The organism is Pseudomonas sp. MTM4 (assembly GCF_019355055.1).
Lineage (GTDB): Bacteria > Pseudomonadota > Gammaproteobacteria > Pseudomonadales > Pseudomonadaceae > Stutzerimonas.
The window spans coordinates 428,707-452,593 of the sequence record NZ_CP048411.1 but is presented as its reverse complement, the minus strand read 5'-3'; the positions used below and the strand labels follow the sequence as shown (position 1 = coordinate 452,593).

At 60.3% G+C, this 23,887-nt stretch carries 19 protein-coding genes; 11 read left to right on the top strand and 8 right to left on the bottom strand.

Annotation, left to right across the window (positions count from 1 at the left end; translation table 11 throughout):
• Window positions 1–10 precede the first annotated feature (10 nt).
• The 6 genes from GYM54_RS02110 to tig all read right to left on the bottom strand — a co-directional run bounded on the left by GYM54_RS02110 (window position 11) and on the right by tig (window position 8,417).
• On the bottom strand, window positions 11–1,867 hold the full coding sequence (locus tag GYM54_RS02110) for a SurA N-terminal domain-containing protein (protein WP_197444737.1): 1,857 nt from the start codon (window positions 1,865–1,867) through the stop codon (window positions 11–13).
• 206 nt (window positions 1,868–2,073) lie between these two features.
• Window positions 2,074–2,346, bottom strand: a complete 273-nt coding sequence (gene hupB, locus GYM54_RS02105; protein WP_019339231.1) for a nucleoid-associated protein HU-beta — start codon at window positions 2,344–2,346, stop codon at window positions 2,074–2,076.
• A gap of 133 nt (window positions 2,347–2,479) precedes the next feature.
• Window positions 2,480–4,876 carry an endopeptidase La gene (gene lon / locus GYM54_RS02100; protein WP_131648973.1) on the bottom strand — a complete coding sequence of 799 codons (2,397 nt, stop codon included), beginning with the start codon at window positions 4,874–4,876 and terminating at the stop codon, window positions 2,480–2,482.
• 127 nt (window positions 4,877–5,003) lie between these two features.
• A complete protein-coding gene (gene clpX, locus GYM54_RS02095; RefSeq protein ID WP_131648641.1) occupies window positions 5,004–6,284 on the bottom strand; it encodes an ATP-dependent Clp protease ATP-binding subunit ClpX in 1,281 nt (426 codons plus the stop codon).
• Window positions 6,285–6,382: 98 nt separating this feature from the next.
• A complete protein-coding gene (clpP, locus tag GYM54_RS02090; protein WP_131648640.1) occupies window positions 6,383–7,021 on the bottom strand; it encodes an ATP-dependent Clp endopeptidase proteolytic subunit ClpP in 639 nt (212 codons plus the stop codon).
• An 85-nt stretch (window positions 7,022–7,106) separates the two neighbouring features.
• Window positions 7,107–8,417, bottom strand: a complete 1,311-nt coding sequence (tig, locus tag GYM54_RS02085; RefSeq protein ID WP_181103798.1) for a trigger factor — start codon at window positions 8,415–8,417, stop codon at window positions 7,107–7,109.
• A 421-nt stretch (window positions 8,418–8,838) separates the two neighbouring features.
• Between tig and GYM54_RS02080 the strand changes: the two genes are divergently transcribed.
• From GYM54_RS02080 to GYM54_RS02030, 11 genes are all read left to right on the top strand, one after another.
• Window positions 8,839–9,237 carry a DoxX family protein gene (locus GYM54_RS02080; RefSeq protein ID WP_181103800.1) on the top strand — a complete coding sequence of 133 codons (399 nt, stop codon included), beginning with the start codon at window positions 8,839–8,841 and terminating at the stop codon, window positions 9,235–9,237.
• A 43-nt stretch (window positions 9,238–9,280) separates the two neighbouring features.
• The gene (locus GYM54_RS02075) at window positions 9,281–9,682 is read left to right on the top strand and encodes a hypothetical protein (RefSeq protein WP_131648637.1); all 402 of its coding nucleotides are present in this window, start codon (window positions 9,281–9,283) and stop codon (window positions 9,680–9,682) included.
• Window positions 9,683–9,968: 286 nt separating this feature from the next.
• Window positions 9,969–10,964 (top strand): DctP family TRAP transporter solute-binding subunit, encoded by a 996-nt coding sequence (locus tag GYM54_RS02070; RefSeq protein WP_181103803.1) that lies wholly within the window; start codon window positions 9,969–9,971, stop codon window positions 10,962–10,964.
• Between the two features lie 46 nt (window positions 10,965–11,010).
• Window positions 11,011–11,487 (top strand): TRAP transporter small permease, encoded by a 477-nt coding sequence (locus tag GYM54_RS02065; RefSeq protein WP_181103806.1) that lies wholly within the window; start codon window positions 11,011–11,013, stop codon window positions 11,485–11,487.
• A complete protein-coding gene (locus tag GYM54_RS02060) occupies window positions 11,477–12,772 on the top strand; it encodes a TRAP transporter large permease (RefSeq protein ID WP_181103809.1) in 1,296 nt (431 codons plus the stop codon). Before GYM54_RS02065 ends, GYM54_RS02060 begins: the two co-directional genes overlap by 11 nt.
• Before the next feature lie 427 nt (window positions 12,773–13,199).
• A complete protein-coding gene (locus GYM54_RS02055) occupies window positions 13,200–14,711 on the top strand; it encodes a CoA-acylating methylmalonate-semialdehyde dehydrogenase (RefSeq protein ID WP_181103811.1) in 1,512 nt (503 codons plus the stop codon).
• An 80-nt stretch (window positions 14,712–14,791) separates the two neighbouring features.
• Window positions 14,792–15,682: a 3-hydroxyisobutyrate dehydrogenase gene (gene mmsB / locus GYM54_RS02050; RefSeq protein ID WP_181103814.1), complete on the top strand. Its 891-nt coding sequence runs from the start codon at window positions 14,792–14,794 to the stop codon at window positions 15,680–15,682.
• Between the two features lie 2 nt (window positions 15,683–15,684).
• Window positions 15,685–16,740: an enoyl-CoA hydratase/isomerase family protein gene (locus GYM54_RS02045; RefSeq protein WP_197444736.1), complete on the top strand. Its 1,056-nt coding sequence runs from the start codon at window positions 15,685–15,687 to the stop codon at window positions 16,738–16,740.
• A 9-nt stretch (window positions 16,741–16,749) separates the two neighbouring features.
• A complete protein-coding gene (locus GYM54_RS02040; RefSeq protein ID WP_197444735.1) occupies window positions 16,750–17,901 on the top strand; it encodes an acyl-CoA dehydrogenase family protein in 1,152 nt (383 codons plus the stop codon).
• A gap of 196 nt (window positions 17,902–18,097) precedes the next feature.
• Entirely contained in the window at window positions 18,098–19,750 is a 1,653-nt protein-coding gene (locus tag GYM54_RS02035; RefSeq protein WP_374105178.1) for a long-chain fatty acid--CoA ligase, read from the top strand.
• Between the two features lie 361 nt (window positions 19,751–20,111).
• Window positions 20,112–21,191: a CaiB/BaiF CoA-transferase family protein gene (locus tag GYM54_RS02030; protein ID WP_197444734.1), complete on the top strand. Its 1,080-nt coding sequence runs from the start codon at window positions 20,112–20,114 to the stop codon at window positions 21,189–21,191.
• A gap of 355 nt (window positions 21,192–21,546) precedes the next feature.
• Here GYM54_RS02030 and GYM54_RS02025 read toward each other — a convergent pair whose 3' ends face one another.
• Window positions 21,547–22,680, bottom strand: a complete 1,134-nt coding sequence (locus GYM54_RS02025) for an acyl-CoA dehydrogenase (protein ID WP_181103827.1) — start codon at window positions 22,678–22,680, stop codon at window positions 21,547–21,549.
• Window positions 22,681–22,689: 9 nt separating this feature from the next.
• Window positions 22,690–23,877, bottom strand: coding sequence for an acetyl-CoA C-acyltransferase (locus GYM54_RS02020; RefSeq protein ID WP_181103830.1), 1,188 nt, complete (start codon window positions 23,875–23,877; stop codon window positions 22,690–22,692).
• Between the last annotated feature and the right edge of the window lie 10 nt (window positions 23,878–23,887).

Below are 23,887 nucleotides of genomic sequence, written 5' to 3'. Positions count from 1 at the left end.
GTGAATCGAATTAGAAGGTTTCGATGTCAGCGTTGGCGTGCAGCATCTGCCGGTAGGCAGCAAAATCCTGCTGACCACTACGCGAAGCAAGGAAACGGCGATAGCTTTGCTTGTCTTCCTCCGACAGTTCAGCGTTCGGCTCGCTGACTCCGCTTAGACGAACGACTACAAAGTCCCCACCGGGAAGCCGGACGCTGCCGTAAGTCGGCGTTTCATTCGTCTCCGGCTTCGGCATCCGGAACACCTGCTGAAGCACTGCCGGATCAACGCCTTCCTGATTGCGCGAAGCAGCCTCTACCGGCTGCCATTGCTGCTCAGCCTGCACGCCTTCACGCAGACTGGCAACCAGCGACTCGCCTGCCTCACGCGCCTGTTCAGCCGCTTTGCTGCGCTGCAGTTGAGCGACGATGTCGCCTTTTACCTCATCGAAAGGCTGCACTTCCGGTTGTAGATGCTCTTTCACACGCACCGCAACAACGGTGTCCGGATCCAGTTCGATGACACCGCTGTTGGCGCCATCTATCAGAACCTCTTCGCTGAACGCCGCCTGGATAACCTGCCTATTGGCTGCAACACCACTGCCGCCGCCCTCACGTCCGAACGCCTCGGTCGTATGCACGGACAAGCCGAGCTCTTGAGCCGGCTGGGCGAGATCGGACGACTCGAACGCAGTATCTTCCAACAGCTTGGCTGCCTCGACGAAACGCTGCTCGACCTGCTGCACTTTGAGCTCACGAACCAGCTCCGGTTGCATGCTCTCCAGCGTAGGGACTTCAGGCGACTGCACACCCAACAGCTTAATCAGATGCCAGCCAAAGTCAGACCGGACCGGAGCTGATACCTGTCCTTCTTCGAGCGCATACAGCGCTTCCTCGAACGCCGGGTCATAGACCCCCTGGCCGGCGAAGCCCAGATCGCCCCCTTCGTTGGCCGAACCCGGGTCGTCGGAGGTTTCCTTGGCCAATGCCGCGAAATCCTCACCGGCGGACACGCGCTTGGCAATTTCGTCGATCTTCGCCTTGGCCTCAGAGTCGCTGGAGTTATCGGCCTCGATCAGAATATGCGCCGCACGGCGCTGCTCGGCAAGATTGGCGATGCGCTGCTGATAGAGATTCGCCACTTGCTCGTCCGAGACATCGACCTGATCGAAGAAAGACTCCTTCTTCAACTCGACGTACTGAAGAACGACCTGCTCAGGCGAGCGGAAACGATCCGTGTTCTGCTCGTAGTACTCGCGCGCCTCATCGTCACTGACTTCAACCACGGTCGCATCTGCCGGCACGGTAATGGTGGCGAAATCGCGAGTTTGCTGCTCCAGTCGAGCAAAGGCTTCGATCTGATCATCCGTGACGAAACCGGAACCAGAGATACCGGCACGCAGCTGCCCAATGAGCATTTCCTGCTTCAGCAGCTCGCGAAACTGGAATCGAGTATAGCCCATCTGCTGAATGACCTGATCGAACCGTGACGCGTTGAAAACGCCGTCGACGAGAAACTCAGGTGTCTGCAGTATCAGCTGATCGAGCGCAGCCTCGGAGAAGGCGAAATCGGCTTCATGAGTGCCTTGTAACAAAAGCGCACGATCAATCAGCGCTTGCAGAGATGATTCGCGGACTAACTTGTCGTCCAGCAGCGAAGGGTCGAAGTTACCGCCCAACTGCTGGGTCAGCTGTCGGCGCTGCATGTTCATTGCCTGGTTGAGCTCATCCTGCGAGATTTCTTCGCCATTGACCTCCGCGGCCGTTCGGCTGTTGCCCGCGCTATTGAAGATGGCCTCGAAGCCTGTAAGCGCCAACAGCACAACGATGATGCCGATGATGGTTTTGGCAATCCAACCTTGTGAATTGTCCCTGATGTTCTGAAGCATGCGTCCCCCAGGAGTCAGCTGCGCAATGATCGTTGCAGCGCGGGTGGAATCCGAAAAAAGAAAGGCGCATCCAGGGATGCGCCTCTTGGAGCTTTGGAGCGGTTGGACCTTATCCCCCAGGCCCGAACGCAACAGGCCGTGCCTGTTCGATTAACCGCTCCAAGCCAGGGCCAGCGCTAACTGACAACTGGCCGGATCGAAAACGCTTAGTTGACAGCGTCTTTTAGAGCTTTGCCGGCTTTGAAACCTGGGATCTTGGCGGCGGCAATGTCGATTGGCTTGCCGGTCTGGGGGTTACGGCCAGTACGGGCGGCGCGTTCCTTGACAGCGAAAGTACCGAAACCAACCAGTACCACTGAATCACCAGCCTTCAGAGCACCAGTGACGGATTCAATCACTGCATCCAGCGCGCGGCCAGCAACAGCTTTCGGGATATCAGCAGATGCAGCGATGGCATCGATCAGTTCCGACTTGTTCACTCTAAGTCCCCTTATTTCTGTTGAGTCGTATCTTTAATTTTTAGGTGTAAGCAAAGCGGTGTCGAAATAGCGACGACACAAGGGGCCGGCTTATATCAAGGCCGGCGAAAATGTGTCAACAAAGCCTTTCAGACTAATGCGTGCTGATTCGCTCCTTGGAATCAGACTCGCGCTTGTCGTCCTTTGCAACAATCTCGGGAGCCGCATCGGGCAAGGGCTCCGGCGCGTATTGCAGCGCAATTTGGAGGACTTCGTCAATCCACTTCACCGGTTTAATCTGCAGGTCCTGCTTAATATTCTCAGGAATCTCTTTCAGATCACGCTGATTTTCTTCGGGAATGATCACAGTCTTGATTCCACCCCGATGCGCAGCGAGCAGTTTCTCTTTCAGTCCACCGATAGCCAATACCTGACCACGCAATGTGATTTCTCCGGTCATCGCAACTTCGGCGCGAACCGGAATCTGCGTAAGCGCTGATACGAGCGCTGTGCACATTCCAATCCCCGCGCTCGGTCCATCCTTGGGCGTTGCGCCTTCCGGCACGTGAATATGGATATCCTGCTTCTCGTGAAAATCCACCGGGATACCCAGACTTTTGGCTCGGCTACGCACGACCGTAAGCGCCGCGGTGATCGACTCACCCATTACATCACCGAGCGAACCCGTCTTGGTCAACCGGCCCTTGCCAGGCACCACGGCGGCCTCGATCGTCAGCAGCTCGCCGCCAACCTGGGTCCAGGCCAGCCCCGTCACTTGGCCGACCTGATCCTGCTGTTCGGCAAGCCCGTAGCGGAACTTGCGAACGCCAAGGAAATGCTCGAGCGATTCGGCGGTAACCGTCACCTCGAAGCTCTTCTCCGCAGCATGTTCCTTGACCACTTTTCGGCAGACCTTCGCCACTTGGCGTTCCAGGCTGCGAACGCCCGCCTCGCGAGTGTAATAACGGATGATGTCGCGGATCGCCTCTTCCTCGAACAGCAGCTCGGTCTTTTTCAGTCCGTTGGCCTGTATCTGCTTCGGAACCAGGTAACGAATCGCGATGTTGATTTTCTCGTCTTCGGTGTACCCCGGAAGACGAATGATCTCCATACGATCCAGCAATGGAGCCGGGATATTCATGGAGTTCGCAGTACAAAGGAACATCACATCGGACAGGTCATAGTCGACCTCGAGGTAATGGTCGTTGAAATTATGGTTCTGCTCGGGGTCTAGCACTTCAAGCAACGCGGACGCCGGATCGCCACGCATGTCGTTGCCCATCTTGTCGATCTCATCGAGCAGGAATAGCGGATTGCGCACGCCGACCTTGCTCATCTTCTGGATCAACCGGCCAGGCATCGAACCGATATAGGTACGCCGATGGCCTCTGATCTCAGCCTCGTCCCGCACCCCACCCAGCGCCATCCGCACGAACTTGCGGTTAGTGGAACGCGCAATGGACTCCGCCAGCGAAGTCTTACCCACGCCCGGCGGGCCGACCAGGCAGAGCACCGGCCCCTTGAGCTTTTTCACGCGTTTCTGGACAGCAAGGTACTCAAGAATGCGATCTTTGACCTCCTCGAGACCGTAATGGTCGGCGTCGAGCACTTCCTCAGCCTTCGCCAAATCCAGACGCACCTTACTCGCGGCCTTCCACGGTACATTTACCAGCCAGTCGATATAAGTCCGCACGACAGTCGCTTCGGCCGACATCGGCGACATCTGCTTTAACTTATTCAGCTCGGTCGTCGCCTTGGCGTGGGCATCCTTGCTCAGGCCAGCATTCTCGATGCGCTTCTTCAGGTCATCGATTTCGTTATGACCTTCGTCGATATCGCCCAGCTCTTTCTGAATGGCCTTCATCTGCTCGTTCAGATAGTACTCACGCTGGCTTCGCTCCATCTGCTTCTTTACGCGGCCGCGAATTCGCTTTTCCACTTGAAGCAGATCGATTTCGGCATCAAGCAACGCCAGTACGTGCTCGACCCGGGCCGGCAGATCGATGATTTCGAGAATCGCCTGTTTTTGCTCGATCTTAAGCGCCATATGCGCGGCCATGGTATCGACCAGACGCGCCGGCTCATCGATGCTGGCAAGCGATGAAAGCACCTCGGTAGGGACCTTCTTGCCAAGCTGAACGTACTGTTCGAACTGACTCAGCAGACTGCGAGTGAAAACTTCCGCTTCGCGCTCTTCGATGTCGGACTCATCGATCAACGACACCTCAGCGCGACAATGGTCGTCCACGTCGTAAAAGCGATCTATGACGCCACGCTGCTCGCCCTCAACGAGAACCTTGACGGTGCCGTCCGGAAGCTTGAGCAACTGCAGCACGGTCGCAACCGTGCCTACACGGTAAAGCCCGTCTTCAGCCGGATCGTCATCGGCCGGGTTTTTCTGGGCCAGCAGCAGTATTTGCTTGTCACCAGCCATGGCGGATTCGAGCGCCTCGATGGACTTTTCTCGGCCAACGAACAGCGGAATCACCATGTGCGGGTAAACCACGACGTCGCGCAGTGGCAAAAGGGGCAATTCGATGGTTGTCTTCATAAATTCAGCTCTACGACGGCCATACGGCGGTGAACGGGAAACACCCTGGCAATCAAGATGAGGGCGTGCAGGGCAAAAAACAAGGCGGGGGCAGAAAAGCAAAGGGGCCCGGAGGCCCCTTGTTATGTTACGCGTCCGGCGCAGCCTTCGCAGGCGGCTCACTGCTCTCGTAAATAAGCAGCGGCTGGGAAGTCCCTTCGATGACGCTTTCGTCGATGACCACCTTGCTGACATCCTTCTGCGAAGGAATTTCATACATGGTATCGAGCAGCACGCCTTCCAGGATCGAACGCAGACCACGCGCTCCGGTCTTGCGCTCCAAGGCACGACTAGCCACGGCCTTGAGTGCATCGGTACGGAACTCGAGATCTACGCCTTCGAGCTCGAACAACTTCCCATACTGTTTGGTCAGCGCGTTCTTGGGTTCGGTCAGGATCTGAATCAGCGCCGCCTCGTCCAGCTCATCGAGGGTCGCAATGACCGGCAGACGACCGACGAACTCTGGAATCAGGCCGAACTTGACCAGATCGTCAGGCTCCACGGCACGCAACGACTCACCGATCTTCTTGCCCGGATCCTTGCTGCGAACCTCGGCATTGAAGCCGATGCCGCCCTGGGTCGAGCGGCCCTGGATAACCTTCTCCAGACCAGCGAACGCACCGCCACAGATGAATAGGATATTGCGCGTATCGACCTGCAGGAACTCCTGCTGCGGATGCTTTCGACCACCCTGCGGCGGAACCGAAGCGACCGTACCTTCGATCAGTTTGAGCAGTGCCTGCTGTACACCTTCGCCCGACACATCGCGGGTAATCGAAGGGTTGTCTGACTTGCGGGAAATCTTGTCGATCTCATCGATGTAGACAATGCCCATTTGAGCCTTCTCGACATCGTAATCGCATTTCTGCAACAGCTTCTGAATGATGTTTTCAACGTCCTCGCCTACGTAGCCCGCCTCGGTGAGGGTGGTGGCGTCGGCAATGGTGAACGGCACATTCAACAGCCGTGCGAGCGTCTCGGCGAGCAGCGTCTTACCCGAACCGGTCGGCCCGATCAGCAAAATGTTGCTCTTGCCCAGTTCGACTTCTTCCTTCTTGTCGCGCTGGTTGAGTCGCTTGTAATGGTTGTAAACAGCCACTGCCAAGATCTTCTTGGCGCGCTCCTGACCAATGACGTACTGGTCGAGAATGCCGCTGATCTCTTTGGGTGCGGGCAGTTTTTGCGCGCTGCTTTCAGCCTGTGCCTCTTGCACCTCCTCACGGATGATGTCATTGCACAGGTCGACGCACTCGTCGCAGATAAAGACCGAGGGTCCGGCAATCAACTTGCGTACTTCATGCTGGCTTTTGCCGCAGAAAGAGCAATAGAGCAGCTTGCCGGAATCCTCGCCGTTGCGGGTGTCAGTCATTCGATCGATCCAATCGGGGAAGGCTTGAAACACAAGATGAAGGCAATCGTGGGCTTTTTCAAGCCCACGCTACAGCCGGATATCGCCGGGCGGTGTGATCAGACTGCCATCTGCCGCTGGGCCAAGACCTGGTCGATCAGGCCGTACTTGACAGCTTCTTCGCCACTCATGAAGTTGTCACGGTCGGTGTCGCGCGCAATCACTTCCATCGGCTGGCCAGTGTGTGCAGCCATTACCTTGTTCAGCCGCTCGCGAATCGTGAGAATTTCGCGAGCGTGAATTTCGATGTCAGACGCCTGCCCCTGGAAACCACCCAGCGGCTGGTGAATCATCATGCGCGAATGCGGCAAGCAGTAACGCTTGCCCGCTGCGCCGCCCGTCAGCAACAGGGCGCCCATGCTGCAGGCCTGACCGATGCAAATCGTGGAAACGTCGGGCTTGATGAACTGCATCGTGTCGTAAATCGACATGCCTGCAGTAACCGAACCACCGGGGGAATTGATGTACAGGTGAATGTCCTTCTCGGGGTTTTCCGCCTCGAGGAACAGCATCTGCGCAACGATCAGGTTGGCCATGTAATCTTCCACTTGGCCGACCATGAAGATCACCCGCTCCTTCAGGAGACGGGAATAGATGTCATACGCGCGCTCGCCACGAGCAGACTGCTCGATGACCATCGGCACCAGGCCGCCAGCCGCTTGGATATCTGGTGCTTGCATAAACGGATTGCCGGACATTTCCAACGAAACTCCCTATGTCATGCCGCAAAGACATAAGCCAGCACGAGGCTGGCTTATGAATGCATATAAACGGTGAAGAGACTCAGGCAGCTTGCGGAGCTTCCGCAGGCTTCACTGCTTCTTCGTAGGAGACCGATTTGTCGGTCACTTTAGCCTGCTGCAGGACAGTATCTACAACTTGCTCTTCGAGCACAACAGAACGGACTTCGTTCAATTGCTCGTCGTTCTTGTAGTACCAGGACACGACCTGCTCCGGCTCTTGGTAAGCGGAAGCCATTTCCTCGATCAGTTCGCGAACACGTGCGTCATCAGGCTTGAGCTCGTACTGCTTGACCACTTCGGCGACGATCAGGCCCAGCACGACACGGCGCTTGGCCTGCTCTTCGAACAGCTCCGCCGGCAGTTGGTCAGGTTTGATGTTGCCGCCGAACTGCTGAACGGCCTGAACGCGCAAACGGTTCACCTCGTTGTCGATCAGTGCTTTCGGGACTTCGATCGGATTGGAACTGACCAGCCCTTCCATGACCTGGTTCTTGACCTTGGTCTTGATGGCTTGGCGTAGCTCGCGCTCCATGTTCTTTTTCACTTCGGTACGGAAGCCTTCGAGACCACCTTCCTGTACGCCGAACTGAGCGAAGAACTCATCGTTCAGTTCCGGCAGCTGAGGGGCCTCGACACTGTTTACGGTAACGGTGAATTCGGCAGTTTTGCCGGCGAGGTCGAGATTCTGGTAGTCCTCCGGGAAAGTCGGGGTGATGACCCGCTCTTCACCAGCCTTGGCGCCAACCAGCGCGGATTCGAAGCCTGGAATCATGCGACCGGATCCCAGCACGAGCTGGGTGCCTTGCGCCGAACCACCGGCGAAGGCTTCACCGTCGATCTTGCCGACGAAATCGATGTTCAGCTGATCGCCGTCTTCGGCAGCACGGTCGGCCTTTTCAAAACGAGTGTTCTGCTTGCGCAGGATTTCGAGCATGTTGTCGACGTCGGCATCTGCCACTTCGGCCTGCATGCGCTCGATCTCGACGCCTTCGAAGCTGGCAACCTTGAACTCGGGGAAAACTTCGAAAGTCGCGACGTATTCCAGATCTTTGCCCTTCTCGAACACTTTCGGCTCGACGGCAGGCGCGCCAGCGGGGTTCAGCTTCTCGGCTACCACGGCTTCGTAGAAGGTGGCCTGGATCAGATCGCCCAGCGCTTCCTGGCGTGCGGCAGCTTCATAACGCTGACGAATGACGCTCATCGGCACCTTGCCGGGGCGGAAACCTGGGATCTTTGCACGGCTGGCGGTCTGTTGCAGACGCTTGTTGACTTCGTTCTCGATGCGCTCGACCGGCACGCCAATGGTCATGCGGCGCTCAAGAGCGGAGGTGCTTTCAACAGAAACTTGCATGGATTTTCCTCGTTGCACAGACATAAGCCGGCGTTCCGGCCCCAGAATGGGCAAGCATTCTAGTGGCTCGAATCATAGAAGTCACCCCGCTCGTCAGGGCACAATCAAACGGAGCTTTGCCACGAGTTAAAAGGCGATTTCGGCGGAAAAGCGCGACCGGATGCCCCAGCGCCAACTGGAGCCATTCGGCACAGGCATTACGACCAACTGAAGGTCGTAGGCGAAGCAACTGTCCCGTTTCCGGCTATTGGATGCAGTCACAATAAAGGGAAGCGTTCCGCCCGGCGGAATCCTTAAGTTTGCTGCTCACGCATCGAACGACGCATCACGGGGAAATACAGTCAGTGCACATGCAGCAGTACCACGGCTGGTCTACTGTCTTAGATACCAGAGCATGGGTGCTCTACTGGATGGTTCGAACATGACTGAAGATATTGGGAAGCTGGTACTGAGAGTATCGGTTGGTGTGCTGATCTTGTTGCATGGAATATCGAAACTGCAGAACGGCATAGGCGGTATTGAGGGGATGCTGGAAAGCCATGGGCTGCCCACGCTCCTCGCTTATGGCGTCTACCTTGGGGAAGTGGTCGGGCCCGTGCTGGTGATCATCGGTCTGTTCACACGTGTTGGGGCGGTACTTATGGTTGGCAATATGGCAGTAGCCTTTACCTTGGCGCATATGCAGGAGCTTTTTTCGCTCGGCCAGATGGGTGGCTGGGCGCTCGAATTACAAGGCATGTTCCTCTTCGGTTCGATCGCTATCGCGCTACTCGGTGCCGGCAGGTACAGCGCTGGCGGGAACAACGGACGGTTCAATTAAGATCGATAGGCAACGCCGTGTGCCGTTTACTATGATCAGCGCCATGACAGCCTCGGTTCAGATCCGCCAACCCTGCCCACCCACCGCTTGCAACTGCGGCCGAGAGCAGTTGTTGGACAAGCCCAAAAGCGATGCGCGCATCCTTCGCTTGACCCTCCATGAAGAGAATCGGCTGCTGGAGCGGCTGGAGAACCTGACCAGCATGGGCGACCTCGAGCGCATGCAGCAGCGGATGCACCAGCAATTGGGCATTCGCGTGGAGATCGCGCCGGGACACAACGAAGTGCGCAGCATGCGCGGCATCCGCATTGAGATAGCCGAGCTGCCTGGGCTGTGTCGTAAAACGCGCCAGTCGATTCCCGCCGCGATTCGACGGGCATTACAGAAGCGCCCGGAAATCGCCTTCAGTCTCCTCAACGCCCACGACTTGTTGCGCGATGCCTGATGATCCGCCGTTGCGTCTAACCAGAACCGGCAATAGCGCTCCGTGACACCTTCTGCGATAGTTGTCCGACCTGTCGCGTTGCGGCTGGTACGCCGCTCGCTCACAAGGCATTCGGCGCTCGTGACGCCCTTCGATATTCGCTGCGCCCACCTCCCGCAGCTCGCCGCGTCCTTTCGCGCTACCCGCGCGTTCGATGGCCGACCCGCTATCGTTACACCCGTCGCTGCCCGCCAGCGCCCGGTCGTTCGCTAAATAAAACCAAGATCGATCCGAACAAGGACGCCTCATGAAACTGACCCGTTGCTTTACCGCGCTGGCTGCCGCTGCGGCCCTGTCTGCCACCTTCGCCGCTTCGGCCCGCGAATATTCCGTTTCCACCGTGCTGTCCGATGCCTTTCCGTGGGGCCAGGCGGCGCAAAAATGGGCCGATCTGGTCGAGGAACGCTCCGGAGGCGAAATTACCTTACGCGTTTACCCCAACGCGCAACTGGTCGCTGGGGATCAAACCAAGGAATTCTCCGCCATGCGTTCCGGGCTGATCGACATGGCGGTCGGCTCGACCATCAATTGGTCGCCTCAGGTGCCGGAGCTGAACCTGTTCTCCCTGCCCTTCCTGATGGCCGATAGCGCCGATCTTGACGCCATCACCCAAGGCGACGCCGGCAAGCAGGCCTTCGCCGCCATCGAGAAGCGCGGCATCGTTCCACTGGCCTGGGGTGAGAACGGTTTTCGCGAAATATCCAACTCATCCAAGCCGGTGAAAACCCCAGCCGATCTTGCCGGCCTGAAGATTCGGGTAGTTGGTTCCCCGCTGTTCCAGGACACCTTCACCGCATTGGGCGCCAACCCGACCCAGATGAGCTGGGCCGATGCCAAGCCAGCGCTCACCACTGGCGCGGTGGATGGCCAGGAAAACCCGCTGGCGGTGTTCGACGTCGCGCGCGTTGATCAGGTTGGCCAGAAATACCTGACACTTTGGCACTACATGGCCGACCCGCTGATCTTCGCGGTCAATCAGCGCGTCTGGAAACAACTGCCCGAAGCCGATCGCGAACTGCTGCGTCAGGCTGCCATCGACGCAGGCAAATGGGAGATCGAATTGTCGCGCAGTAGCGAGGCCAAGCGCTTGGAAGACATCCGCGCCCGCGGCGTCGAGGTCACCGAACTGTCTGATGCCGAGCACCAAGCGTTCGTCGACGCGACTCGCAGCGTGCATGAGAAGTGGACGCAGAAGATCGGCGCAGAGCTGATCGAGGCGGCGCGCGCGGCCATCGCTGAGTAAACCGTTCTACCCGGCGGCACCGTGCCGCCGGGATTCGAGGAAATCCATGAACAATCGAAAGGACGCGCGCCTGGAGCGCGTACTGGGCACGCTGGCGCTGATATTTATCAGCCTGATCAGCTTGGCCAACGTAGTGGTGCGTTATTTCACCGATGCTTCCTTTGCTTTCACTGAAGAGCTTTCTGTCTTTCTGCTGGTCATCCTGACCTTTGCCGGCGCCTCCGTGGCAATGCGCAGTAACCGCCACATTCGCATTGGCTTGATCGAGCGCCTCTTTCCGCGCTTGCGCACATCCCTGATCCTCCTTCAATGGCTCGCCAGCATAATGGTGCTGGGTCTGGTGGTCTGGTTCGGGGGCCAGTTCGCGCTGGAAGAGTATCAATGGGAATCGGAGTCTCCCGGCCTTGGCCTGCCGAACTGGTGGTATGTGGTCTGGCTGCCATTGCTGGCTCTGTCGATGGCGGTGCGCCTTACTCAAATGACCGTCGACCGACTGCGCGGGAGGCTCTCTGATGAGCCCTGATTTCTGGATGCTCGCAAGCTTCCTGCTGTTGCTGCTGATCGGCGTGCCGGTGGCATTTTCTCTGGCGTTGTCGGGCGCGATCGGCATTCTTGCCGGGCTCTCGCCGGACATGTTGGCAACGCTCGGCACCAATACCTACAACGGCGTCGCCAAGTACCCGCTGATTGCCATTCCATTGTTCATACTCACCGGTCTGGTATTCGAGAAATCCGGCGTAGCGCTGCGTCTGGTGCGCTTCGCCCAGGCAGTGATCGGCCCACGTCATGGCGGCCTGGCGATGGTTGCGATCCTGGTGTGCCTGATCATGGGCGGAATGAGCGGCTCGGGCCCGGCCGATGCTGCGGCGGTCGCCATGGTGATGCTGCCGAGCATGACTCGCGCGGGCTATCCCAAGCCGTTCTCCGCCACGCTAATTGCCGCCTCGGCTTCCACCGCCATCCTGATTCCGCCGTCCATCGCGCTGATCCTTTATTCCATCGTCGTACCCGGCGTGGACCTGCGTGCGCTGTTTGCTGCGGGCCTGTTTCCGGGAATCATCGCCGGCTTGGTACTGGTGCTGCCGGCCTGGCTGCTGGCCAGGCGTTATGGCTGGGAAAATCCGGAAGATACCGAGCGACCTCCCTTGGGCGAAAGCTTCCGCCAGGCGTTGCCCGCACTGTTCGCGCCAGTGCTGATCCTCGGCGGCCTGCGCAGCGGCCTGTTCACGCCGACCGAAGCGGCCGTAGCCGGCGTGGCTTACGGCGTACTGATCGGCCTGTTCGTCACTCGCGAACTGGATTGGCGCAACCTCTGGCGGCTTTGCGGCGAGGCTGCGGTGATTTCTGGCGTGGTCATGCTGATCATCGCTCTGGCCGGCATCTTCGCCTGGGCCGGGACGATGCTCGGCACGTTCCGTCATCTGGCCGAATGGCTGATTTCGCTATCGGACAACGGCACGGTACTGATCATTCTGGTGATGATCGCCGTGCTGCTGGCCGGCATGTTGCTGGACGCTATCTCCATCTACCTGATCCTAATGCCCATTCTGATTCCTGTGATGCAGCACTTCGGCTGGAATCCGGTGTGGTTCGGCATTCTGCTGGCGATGAACATCGCCATCGGCCAGTTCACGCCACCGGTTGCAATCAACCTGATGGTCACGGCCGAAGTCGCCAAGATCCGTCTGGAGCAAACGGTCGGCTGGGCCATGCTGTTCGTACTGGTGATGGGAAGCGCACTGGTGCTGGTGGCTGTCTTCCCTGAAATCGCGCTGTGGCTACCGCGCGTGCTGGGATACGCGGTCTAGCGGTACGTCACACTCGCCGTCTTGCTCGATAGCGCGTGCAATGGCCCAACACCCCTGCACTTCAGCGGGGGCTTGCGCATCCGGTCTGCGCAAGCCCCCGATCTGGTTCCCCGTCCGACTGGACGCCGACACGCCTGACCCGCGACTCGCACGCATCATCGCATCGAGCAGCCATGTCAGTAGCCATCACATCCGATAGCGCTTCATCGCAGTCCATCAGGCCTGTCGACTACCGCTTCGCCAGAATTATCCAGCCTCAACATCTATAGTCGTTCAAGCCGCAGCGAATCAGCGCCCTGTCAACGCGCGCAAGCATGACGTGTATTTTTGCAGATGCACTATGCGGCAAGCCTCATTGATACTGAGAAATTTGCACTCTAGGATCAGGACAGACGTATCCAATAACAACAATCGCTAGGACCACGCCATGACCCCGTCAAGTGCCATACCCACAGTCAAACTCCTGATCGGCGGTGAGCTGGTCGAGTCGTCCACCAGCGAGTGGCGCGACATCGTCAACCCGGCGACCCAGGAAGTGCTGGCCCGCGTGCCCTTCGCCACTGAAGCGGAGATGAACGCCGCCGTTGCCAGCGCCAAGGAAGCTTTCAAGACCTGGCGCAAGACGCCCATCGGTGTGCGCTCGCGGATCTTCCTCAAGTACCAGCAGCTGATTCGGGAAAACATGAAAGAGCTGGCGGCAATTCTTACCGCCGAACAGGGTAAGACCCTGCCCGACGCCGAGGGCGATGTGTTCCGCGGACTGGAGGTCGTCGAGCACGCCGCTGGCATCGGCAACCTGCAGCTGGGCGAGCTGGCCAACAACGTCGCCACTGGCGTCGACACCTATACGCTGCTGCAACCGCTGGGCGTTTGTGCCGGCATCACGCCGTTCAACTTCCCGGCGATGATTCCGCTGTGGATGTTCCCGATGGCCATCGCCACGGGAAATACGTTCGTGCTCAAGCCATCCGAGCAGGACCCGATGGTGACCATGCGCCTGGCCGAACTGGCGATGGAAGCCGGTGTGCCGCCGGGCGTGCTCAACGTCATCCATGGTGGCGCCGATGCAGTGAACATGATCTGCGATCACCCGGACATCAAGGCCGTTTCCTTCGTTGGCTCGACCAAGGTCGGCACCCATGTCTACAACCGCGCCAGCCAGGCCGGCAAGCGTGTGCAATGCATGATGGGCGCCAAGAACCACGGCATCATCCTGCCCGATGCGCACAAGGAGCAGACGCTCAACAACCTGCTTGGCGCAGCGTTCGGCGCGGCGGGTCAACGTTGTATGGCATTGTCGGTGCTGATTCTGGTCGGCGAGGCGCAGAACTGGTTGCCCGATCTGGTGGCCAAGGCCAAGACCCTGAAAGTCAACGCGGGTGCCGAAAACGATACCGATCTCGGTCCGGTTGTCTCTTGCGCAGCGCTTGATCGCATCAGCTCGCTGATCGAGCGCGGCGTTTCGGAAGGTGCCGAGTTGGTACTCGATGGGCGCAATCCACAGATCGCCGGTTACGACAAAGGCAACTTCGTTGCGCCGACCATCTTCTCCGGAGTGAAGCCTGAGATGAGCATCTACCGCGAAGAAATCTTCGGCCCGGTGCTCTGCGTGATGCAGGTCGACACCCTCGACGAGGCCATCGAACTGATCAACGCCAACCCCAACGGCAACGGCACCGCCCTCTTCACCCGCTCCGGCGCCGCGGCGCGGCATTTCCAGGAAGAGATCGACGTCGGCCAGGTGGGCATCAACGTACCGATTCCGGTGCCGGTTCCGATGTTTTCCTTTACCGGCTCGCGCGCTTCGAAGCTCGGCGACCTTGGCCCATACGGCAAACAGGTGGTGCAGTTCTACACTCAGACCAAGACTGTCATCCAGCGTTGGTTCGACGAGAGCGAAGTGGGCGGACCAGTTAACACCACCATCAACCTCAAGTAACGCAATCGGCGCCGCGCACCATTGGCGGCGCTCTGTTGCCAGCATAACCAGTAGCCACTAACAAGAAGAAGGAAACGGCCATGCATATCGGTTTTCTCGGACTCGGCAACATGGGCGGGCCCATGGCCCACAACCTGCTAAAAGCCGGCCATCAGGTTAGCGTTTTCGATCTATCCGCCGCGGCGGTTTCCGGGCTAGTGGAAGCCGGCGCGAAGGAAGCAACCTCGCCCGCTGCGATAGCAAAGTCGGGTGTTGAGGTCATCATCACCATGTTGCCCGCGGCCGCGCATGTGCGTCAGGTCTATCTTGGCGACGATGGACTATTGGCCCACGTACCGGCCGGCGTATTGCTGATCGACTCCTCCACTATCGATCCGATGAGTGCGCGTGAAGTTGCCGCAGCGGCAGCCAACAACGGCAATCCCATGCTCGACGCGCCGGTTTCCGGCGGCACGGTCGGTGCGGCTGCCGGCACCTTGACGTTCATGGTCGGAGGCAGTGACGCGGACTTTCAGAAAGCGCAGCCAATTCTCGCGACGATGGGCAAGAACATCGTCCACTGTGGAGGCAGCGGCAACGGCCAGGTGGCCAAGGTTGCCAATAACCTGTTACTCGGTATCTCCATGATCGGTGCCGCCGAAGCCATGTCCTTGGGCGTCGCGCTTGGGATGGACGCCAAGGTGCTGGCACGCGTGATCAATTCGTCCACCGGCCGCTGCTGGTCGTCTGAAATCTACAATCCCATTCCCGGCGTAGTGGAAAACAGCCCGGCCTCGCGCGACTACAGCGGCGGCTTCGGCACCGACCTGATGCTCAAGGATCTCGGCCTTGCCAGTGAAGCGGCGAAACAGGTGCGCCAGCCGGTTATCCTCGGTGGCCTCGCGCAGCAGCTGTACCAGGCCTTCAGCATGCAAGGCAACGGTGCGCTGGATTTTTCCGCGATCATCAAACTTTACCGCCAGGAGCATTGAGCATGACCCAGGCAGAAGCGCCGGTACTGATCGAAGTCCGCAACCGCGTCGGCTATCTCACACTAAATCGTCCAGCCGGCCTGAATGCCCTGACGCTGCCCATGGTGCGCACCCTCTATCGCCAGCTGCAGGATTGGGCCGACGACCAGGGCGTGGTCGCCGTGGTATTGCGCGGCGCCGGTGAAAAAGCGTTCTGTGCCGGTGGTGATATTCGCTCGCTGTATGACAGTTACCAGAACGGCGAAGACCTGCATCGCGTCTTCTTCGAGGAAGAATACGCGCTGGATCAGTACATCCATGCCTACAGCAAACCGCTGCTGGCATTGATGAACGGCTTCGTGCTCGGCGGCGGCATGGGGCTGGTCCAAGGCGCATCGCTGCGAATGATTTCCGAGCGCACACGCATGGGCATGCCGGAAGTTGGCATCGGCTATTTTCCTGATGTCGGCGGCAGTTACTTCCTGCCGCGTCTGCCCGGCAATCTAGGCATTTATATGGGCCTGACTGGCAACCACGTTGGTTCGGCCGATGCGCTCTACGCTGGACTAGCCGATTACTGCGTGCCCTACGAGCGCTTCGCCGAACTGGAACAACGGCTGGACGAGCAGCGCTGGACCGCTCCGGCCCGCGAAGCACTCACCGCCCTGCTCGCCTCCATGGGCAGCAAGGAACTGCCAGACGCGCCGTTCAAGACCCTGTTCCCCGCCATCGAGAAGCACTTCGCCCATGACAGCGTTGCGGCCATCCGCGAATCCTTGGCGGACGAAAACCGACCCGAGTACCGCGACTGGGCGGCCGAAACGCTCAAGGTCATCGACAGCCGTTCGCCGCTATCGCTCAGCGTCACGCTGGAAATGCTTCGTCGTGGTCGCACGCTGTCGCTGGCCGAGTGCTTCGCCATGGAGCTTCATCTGGACCGCCAATGGTTCGACCAGGGCGACATCATCGAAGGCGTGCGCGCACTGATTGTCGACAAGGACAAGAACCCGCGCTGGAACCCGCCGACGCTCAATGAAGTAACGCCGCAGCGTGTTGCCGATTTCTTCGCGGGTGCCTGAGGAGGATCAATGCAAGACATCGAACTGAGCGAAGAACAGCGGATGATCCGCGATATGGCGCGAGACTTCGCCCGCTCCGAGATCGCCCCCAAGGCTCAGGCCTGGGAACAGGCCGGCTGGATCGGCGACGAGACCGTGACCCAACTGGGCGACCTCGGTCTTCTCGGCATGATCGTCCCCGAACAATGGGGCGGAACCTATATCGATTACGTCGCCTACGCCCTGGCGGTCGAAGAAATATCGGCCGGCGACGGCGCCATTGGCGCACTGATGTCCATCCACAGCTCGGTCGGCTGTGGCCCCATCCTGAAATACGGCACACCAGAACAGCAGGACGAATGGCTGCCGGAGCTGGCTGCTGGCCGTGCCATCGGTTGCTTCGCCCTCACCGAACCCCAGGCCGGTTCGGAAGCGCACAACTTGCGCACCCGTGCCGTGCTGAATAACGGCGAATGGGTAATCAACGGTGCCAAGCAGTTCGTCAGCAACGGCAAGCGCGCTAAGATCGCCATCGTCTTCGCAGTGACCGACCCGGATATGGGCAAGAAAGGCCTGTCGGCGTTTTTGGTGCCCACCGATAACCCCGGATTCATCGTCGATCGCATGGAAAGCAAGATGGGCATCCGTGCTTCGGATACCTGCGGCGTGACCCTGCGCGATTGCCGTATTCCCGAGGCCAACCTGCTCGGCCCGCGCGGCAAGGGCCTAGCCATTGCGCTGTCGAACCTCGAAGGTGGACGCATCGGCATCGGCGCCCAGGCGCTAGGTATCGCCCGCGCCGCTTTCGAAACGGCGCTAGGTTATGCCCGTGAGCGCATCCAGTTCGACAAGCCCATCATTGAGCACCAAAGCGTGGCGAACATGCTGGCCGACATGCTTACGAGGCTGAATGCCGCGCGCCTGTTGATCCTGCATGCCGCCCGCCTGCGCAGCGCCAACCTGCCGTGCCTTTCGGAGGCGTCCCAGGCCAAGCTGTTCGCCTCGGAAATGGCCGAATACGTCTGTTCCAAAGCCATGCAAATACACGGTGGCTACGGCTACCTCGAGGACTATCCGGTCGAGCGCTACTACCGCGACGCGCGCATCACCCAGATTTACGAAGGCTCCAGCGAGATCCAGCGTTTGCTGATCGCGCGCGAACTGAACAACTACGGTTTGTGATCGAAACCAACGGAAGGGAGGAAGCAGATAACGAGCGAAGGACCCAGGGGAACGCGAGCGATTGCCAACGATCAGCGATCCAAAGATGGACGCACACCTGGCGGCCAACAGACGAAACACCTCGAAGCAGTATTCCGAGCGGCAGATGCCGGCCACCGCGGACCGCCATCCAGAAAACAATAAGAAGGATACGAAGATGCTCAAAGGCACGATGCAGCAGACCCCGCTAATGATCAGCGGCATTCTGACCCATGCGGCCCAAGCCCATGGCGACAGGGAAATCGTTTCGCGACTGGTCGACGAGCCACAATGGCGCTACGACTATGCCGGCCTGGCGAAGCGCGCCGGCCAAGCAGCCGCAATGCTGCGCAGCCTTGGCGTCAAACCCGGCGATCTGGTGTCTTCGATGGCCTGGAACACGCATCGTCACTTCGAACTATTCTTCGCCGTGCCTGGCATCGGCGCTGTCCTGCACACCGCCAACCCCCGTTTGTCGGACGAGCAGATCATCTATACGTTGAATCACGCCGGCAGTGGCGTGTTGCTGTTCGACCGCAGCTTCCTCGCTGTGGTCGAACGCGTACGACCACGGTTGGAACACATCCACACCTTCATCATGCTCTCCGATGCGCAACGCACCGAGCAGGGGGAAGTGGGTGCGCTCAGCTACGAAACGCTGCTCGCCAAGGAGCAACCGATCACTGACTGGCCGCAGTTCGATGAGAACGCGGGCGCCATGCTCTGCTACACGTCAGGCACCACTGGCAACCCGAAGGGCGTGGTCTACAGCCACCGCTCCGTCGTCCTGCATGCCATGGCGGCGGGACTCACCGGCGCCTTCGGCTTTTCCGCGTTCGATTGCATCATGCCCTGCTCCTCGCTCTACCATGCCACCGCTTGGGGCGTACCCTTCACCGCGGCCATCAACGGCTGCAAGTTCGTCCTGCCCTGCGACAAGATGGACGGCGCCAGTCTGCAGGAGCTGATCCAGACCGAGGGCGTGACCTTCTCCGGCGGCGTGCCGACCATCTGGACCATGTACCTCAATCACTTGGAACGCACCGGAGAAAACACCGGCAAGCTCAAGTGTCTTGTGATTGCCGGCTCGGCCGTACCTCGGGCACTGGCCGAAAAATTCGAGACCCGCTACGGCGTCAGCGTCCGTCAGCTCTGGGGCATGACCGAAACCAGCCCGCTCGGCGTGGTCGCCACCCCGACGCCCAAGCTCGCAGCCCTGGGCGAAGCCGCCACCAACGAGGCCATCTGGACCCGCCAGGGCCGCCTGCAATTCGGCATCGAATTAAAGATCGTCGACGAAGCGGGCAACGATCTGCCGCATGACGGGACCAGCTCCGGTGCCCTGCTCGTGCGCGGTCCCTGGACCGTCGAGCGCTACTTCCGCAGCGAGACCAGCGCACTGGATGCTGACGGCTGGTTCGACACGGGCGACATCGCCACCCTCGACCCCAACGGCTACATGCGCATCACCGACCGCAGCAAGGATGTGATCAAGTCCGGCGGCGAATGGATCAGCTCCATCGATATCGAAAACGTTGCCGTGGGCTGCCCAGGCGTACGCATCGCCGCGGTGGTTGGTGTAGCGCATGAAAAATGGGAGGAACGCCCGCTGCTCATCATCGAACCGCATGACGATGCCGAACTGTCCACCCAAGCCGTACTCGCTTATCTCGAACCACAGATCGTCAAGTGGTGGATGCCCGACGCGGTGATCTTCGACAGCGTGCCCCTTACCGCCACCGGCAAGATCGACAAGAAAACCCTGCGCGACCGCTATCGCTCGTACCTCGTAGACATGCCGGCGAGCGAAGCGAGCGCGGCGAGTATGTAGTCAACACTGCTGGCCGTAGGACGGAGGGGTTGCGGAGCCAAGCCAGCTCATTGGACTTCGCTCCCGTCAACCTGCACAGCCCGACGCAGCTCCGATCAGCGCTCTGCGTTGCGGGGTGCAGCCATCAGCGAGTCCCACCGCGACTGGAGCGTCCCATAAGGTGGATGACATGGTCATCCACCTCGGGAGCATCTCATGAGTTGCTTCCGCGTGGCCTGCCCCATCCTACGGAACAGTACGCATCACCGATCCATCAGGTGATGCCCATCGGAAAGCCGGCCGCACGTCTGTGCTCGGAGCCGCCAACGGTTCCGGTTCAACACGCGCTACGCGCCTCGCCCGCTACGCTTAGGAGCCATCCATGCCAACCGAAAATACTCAACACCACCAAGGCCCGCTGGTTGGGCTGCGCGTGCTGGAATTTTCCAGCATCGGCCCCGGGCCGCATTGCGCGATGCTTTTGGCCGATCTGGGTGCCGAGGTCATCCGCATCGAGCGTGACGGCGGTAACGGCTGGCCCAACCCAGTGGTGGACCGCGGTCGCAAGCGGCTGACGCTGGATATCCGCAGCGATGCCGGTCGCGAGCGTTGCCTGGCGCTGGCGGAAAACGCCGACGTATTGATCGAAGGCTTTCGTCCCGGCGTGATGGAGCGACTGGGTCTCGGACCGGAGCAGGTTCACGCGCGCAACCCACGGCTGATCTATGGCCGCATGACCGGCTGGGGCCAGACCGGGCCGCTGGCAAAAAGCGCTGGGCACGACATCAACTATCTGGCAATTACCGGGGCATTGGCGGCAATTGGCGGTCGGGGAGGTCCTGCCATTCCACCGCTCAACCTGGTCGGCGACTTTGGCGGCGGCTCGTTGTACCTGGCGTTCGGCATCATGGCCGCGTTGTGGGAGCGAGAACGGTCGGGCAAGGGGCAAGTGGTCGACGCCGCGATTGTCGACGGTGTGTCGTCGATGATGAGCTTCTTTGCGGGACTCTTGCCCAGCGGGGCCATATCCCTGGAGCGCGACCGCAATCTGCTCTCTGGCGCCGCGCCGCATTACCGCTGCTACACCTGTGCCGATGGTCGCGATATCGCCGTCGGACCGCTGGAACCGCAATTCTTCGCCGAGTTGATGCAGCAAATCGATGCCCCACAGAGCCTACGACAAGGCTGCGCCGATCCGGACCGCTGGCCGGAACAGAGCGAGCAGCTCGCCGCCCTCTTCGCCAGCCGAACCCAGGTCGACTGGTGCGCCCTGCTCGAAGGAACCGACGCCTGCTTCGCATCGGTGCTCACTCTGGAAGAAGCCGCGCAGCACCCGCATATGCGACAACGGGGCGTCTATCGCGACATCGACGGTGCCCTGCACGCCGCACCGGCTCCGCGTTTTTCAAGAACGCCGGGAGCGATCAGGGATTCGGAAGAGGATGCGGCAGGCTGGGATTGATGGGCACCAGGATCACTCGATTGCGGTGGGCTAAAGCCCACCCTACCTAAGCGCCGCGGATCATCCATAGCGCCCCGCACCCACGCAGGAACTGTAGGGTGGGCCGGGCGGCGTTCCGCTTCAGCCCACCAAAGACGGCAGTATCACTCCGTTGCGGTGGGCTAAAGCCCACCCTACGCGAGCCCCGGAGCAGCCCAGGCGCAGGCATGCCGACACAACCCCGTAGGGTGGGCTTCAGCCCACCAGGCCCCCAGAATGCGCATAGTAGTGAGCTAAAGCGGAACGCCGCCCGACCCGCCCTAAGAGGAGCGGAACGGCCTGATGACCCTCACGACGCCCGAACCGCTTCTCGGGCTCACTCCCCCAAATTACGCGCAATCACCAGACGCTGGATGTCGCTCGTCCCTTCATAAATCTGGCAGACCCGAACATCGCGGTAGATGCGCTCCACCGGGAAGTCCTGCAAGTAGCCATATCCACCGAGCGTTTGGATGGCCGCCGAGCAGACCTTTTCCGCCATTTCCGACGCGAACAGTTTGGCCATGGATGCTTCGACAAGTGCAGGCTGACCGGCCTCGCGCAGTGCAGCGGCGTGCAGCACCATCTGCCGGGCAACGGCGATCTGGGTCGCCATATCGGCCAGGCGGAAAGCGACGGCCTGGTGTTCGGTCAGAGCTTTGCCAAAGGCTTCACGCTCGCGAGCGTAGTCGCGAGCTGCTTCGAAGGCGGCGCGGGCCATGCCGACCGCTTGGGCGGCGATGCCGATGCGGCCGCCTTCCAGGTTCGCCAAGGCGATGCGGTAGCCCTCGCCCTCCTCGCCCAAGCGCTGGGATTCATGCACGCGCACGTCTTCGAACGCCAGCTGGCAGGTGTCGGACGCATGCTGGCCGAGCTTGTCCTCGACGCGCACCACCTGATAGCCGGGCGTATCGGTGGGCACGATAAAGGCGCTGATGCCGCGCTTGCCGGCGTCCGGATCGGTCACGGCAAAGACGATCACCGTGCCGGCATGCTGGCCCGAGGTGATGAATTGCTTGGCGCCATTGATCACGTAACCGTCGCCGTCACGCCGGGCGCGGGTGCGCAGGCTGCTGGCGTCGGAGCCCGCGTGCGGTTCGGTCAGGGCGAAGGCGGCGATCTGCGCGCCGCTGGCCAGTGGCGTCAGGTAGCGCTGCTTCTGCTCGTCAGTCCCGAATCGCAGGATCGGCACGCAACCGACCGAGTTGTGCACGCTCATGATGGTCGAGCAGGCACCGTCGCCAGCGGCGATCTCTTCCAGGGCCAGCGCATAGGCGATGTAGCCGGTGTCGCTGCCACCCCACTGTTCGGGACAAAGCATGCCGAAGAAGCCGAGTTCGGCCATTTCGCCAATCGCGTCGGCCGGGTAGCGGTGTTCGCGGTCCCAGTCGGCGGCGAAGGGCTTCAGCCGCTCCTGGGCGAACTGCCGGGCCATGTCGCGGATGCTGGTTTGATCGTCGTTGAGCAGCATGGCAGATCCTCAGTCGAGCAGTTCGACGGCCATGGCTGTCGCCTCGCCACCGCCGATGCAGATGGCCGCAATGCCCTTGCGCAAGCCGCGATCACGCAGTGCGGCGATCAAGGTGACCAGGATACGCGCTCCGGACGCACCAATCGGATGGCCTAGAGCGCAGGCGCCACCGTTGACGTTGACCTTGGCGTGATCCAGGCCGAGCTCGCGCATGGTGACCATGCTGACCACGGCGAAAGCCTCGTTGATCTCGAACAGATCCACCTCATCGAGACGCCAGCCGGTACGCTCCAGCAGCTTGTGAATGGCGCCGATAGGCGCGGTCGGGAACAGGTTTGGCGCATCGGCGAACACCGCGTGGCCATGGATCACCGCCTGGGGTTTCAAACCAAGACGCTCGGCTTCGGAGCGACGGGTCAGTACCAATGCGGCGGCACCGTCGGAGATGGAGCTGGAATTGGCCGCGGTCACCGTGCCGCCTTCGCGGAACGCCGGCTTGAGCGAGGGAATCTTCTCCGGCATCGCCTTGGGCGGCTGCTCATCGTCGCGAATCGTACGTTGCTCGCGGCCCTGGGTGACGTCGAGCGGAACGATCTCACTGGCGAAGCGGCCGCTAGTGATCGCATCGCGAGCACGCTGCAGGGATGCTAGCGCGTAGGCGTCCTGTTCTTCGCGGCTGAAGCCGTGGTTCTGCGCGCAGTCTTCGGCAAAGGTGCCCATCAGCCGGCCCTTGTCGTACGCATCCTCGAGGCCATCGAGGAACATGTGGTCGAGCACCTTGCCATGACCCATGCGGTATCCGCTGCGGGCCTTTTCCAGCAGATAGGGCGCGTTGGACATGCTCTCCATGCCGCCGGCGACGATCAGATCGACGCTCCCAGCGCGCAACGCGTCATGCGCGAGGATGGCGGCCTGCATGCCCGAGCCGCACATCTTGTTTAGCGTGGTGGACGCGGTCGCCTTTCCCAACCCGGCACCGAGCGCCGCCTGACGGGCCGGCGCTTGGCCAAGACCGGCTGGCAGCACGCAGCCCATCAGCACTTCCTGCACTTGTTCGGCGCCAACGCCACTGCGCTCCACCGCTGCGCGAATCGCCGCCGCACCCAGCTCCGGCGCACTGACGCTTTTCAGATCGCCCTGAAAACCGCCCATGGGCGTACGGGCGCTGCCCAGAATCACGATTGGATCGTTGATCATCATGTATCTC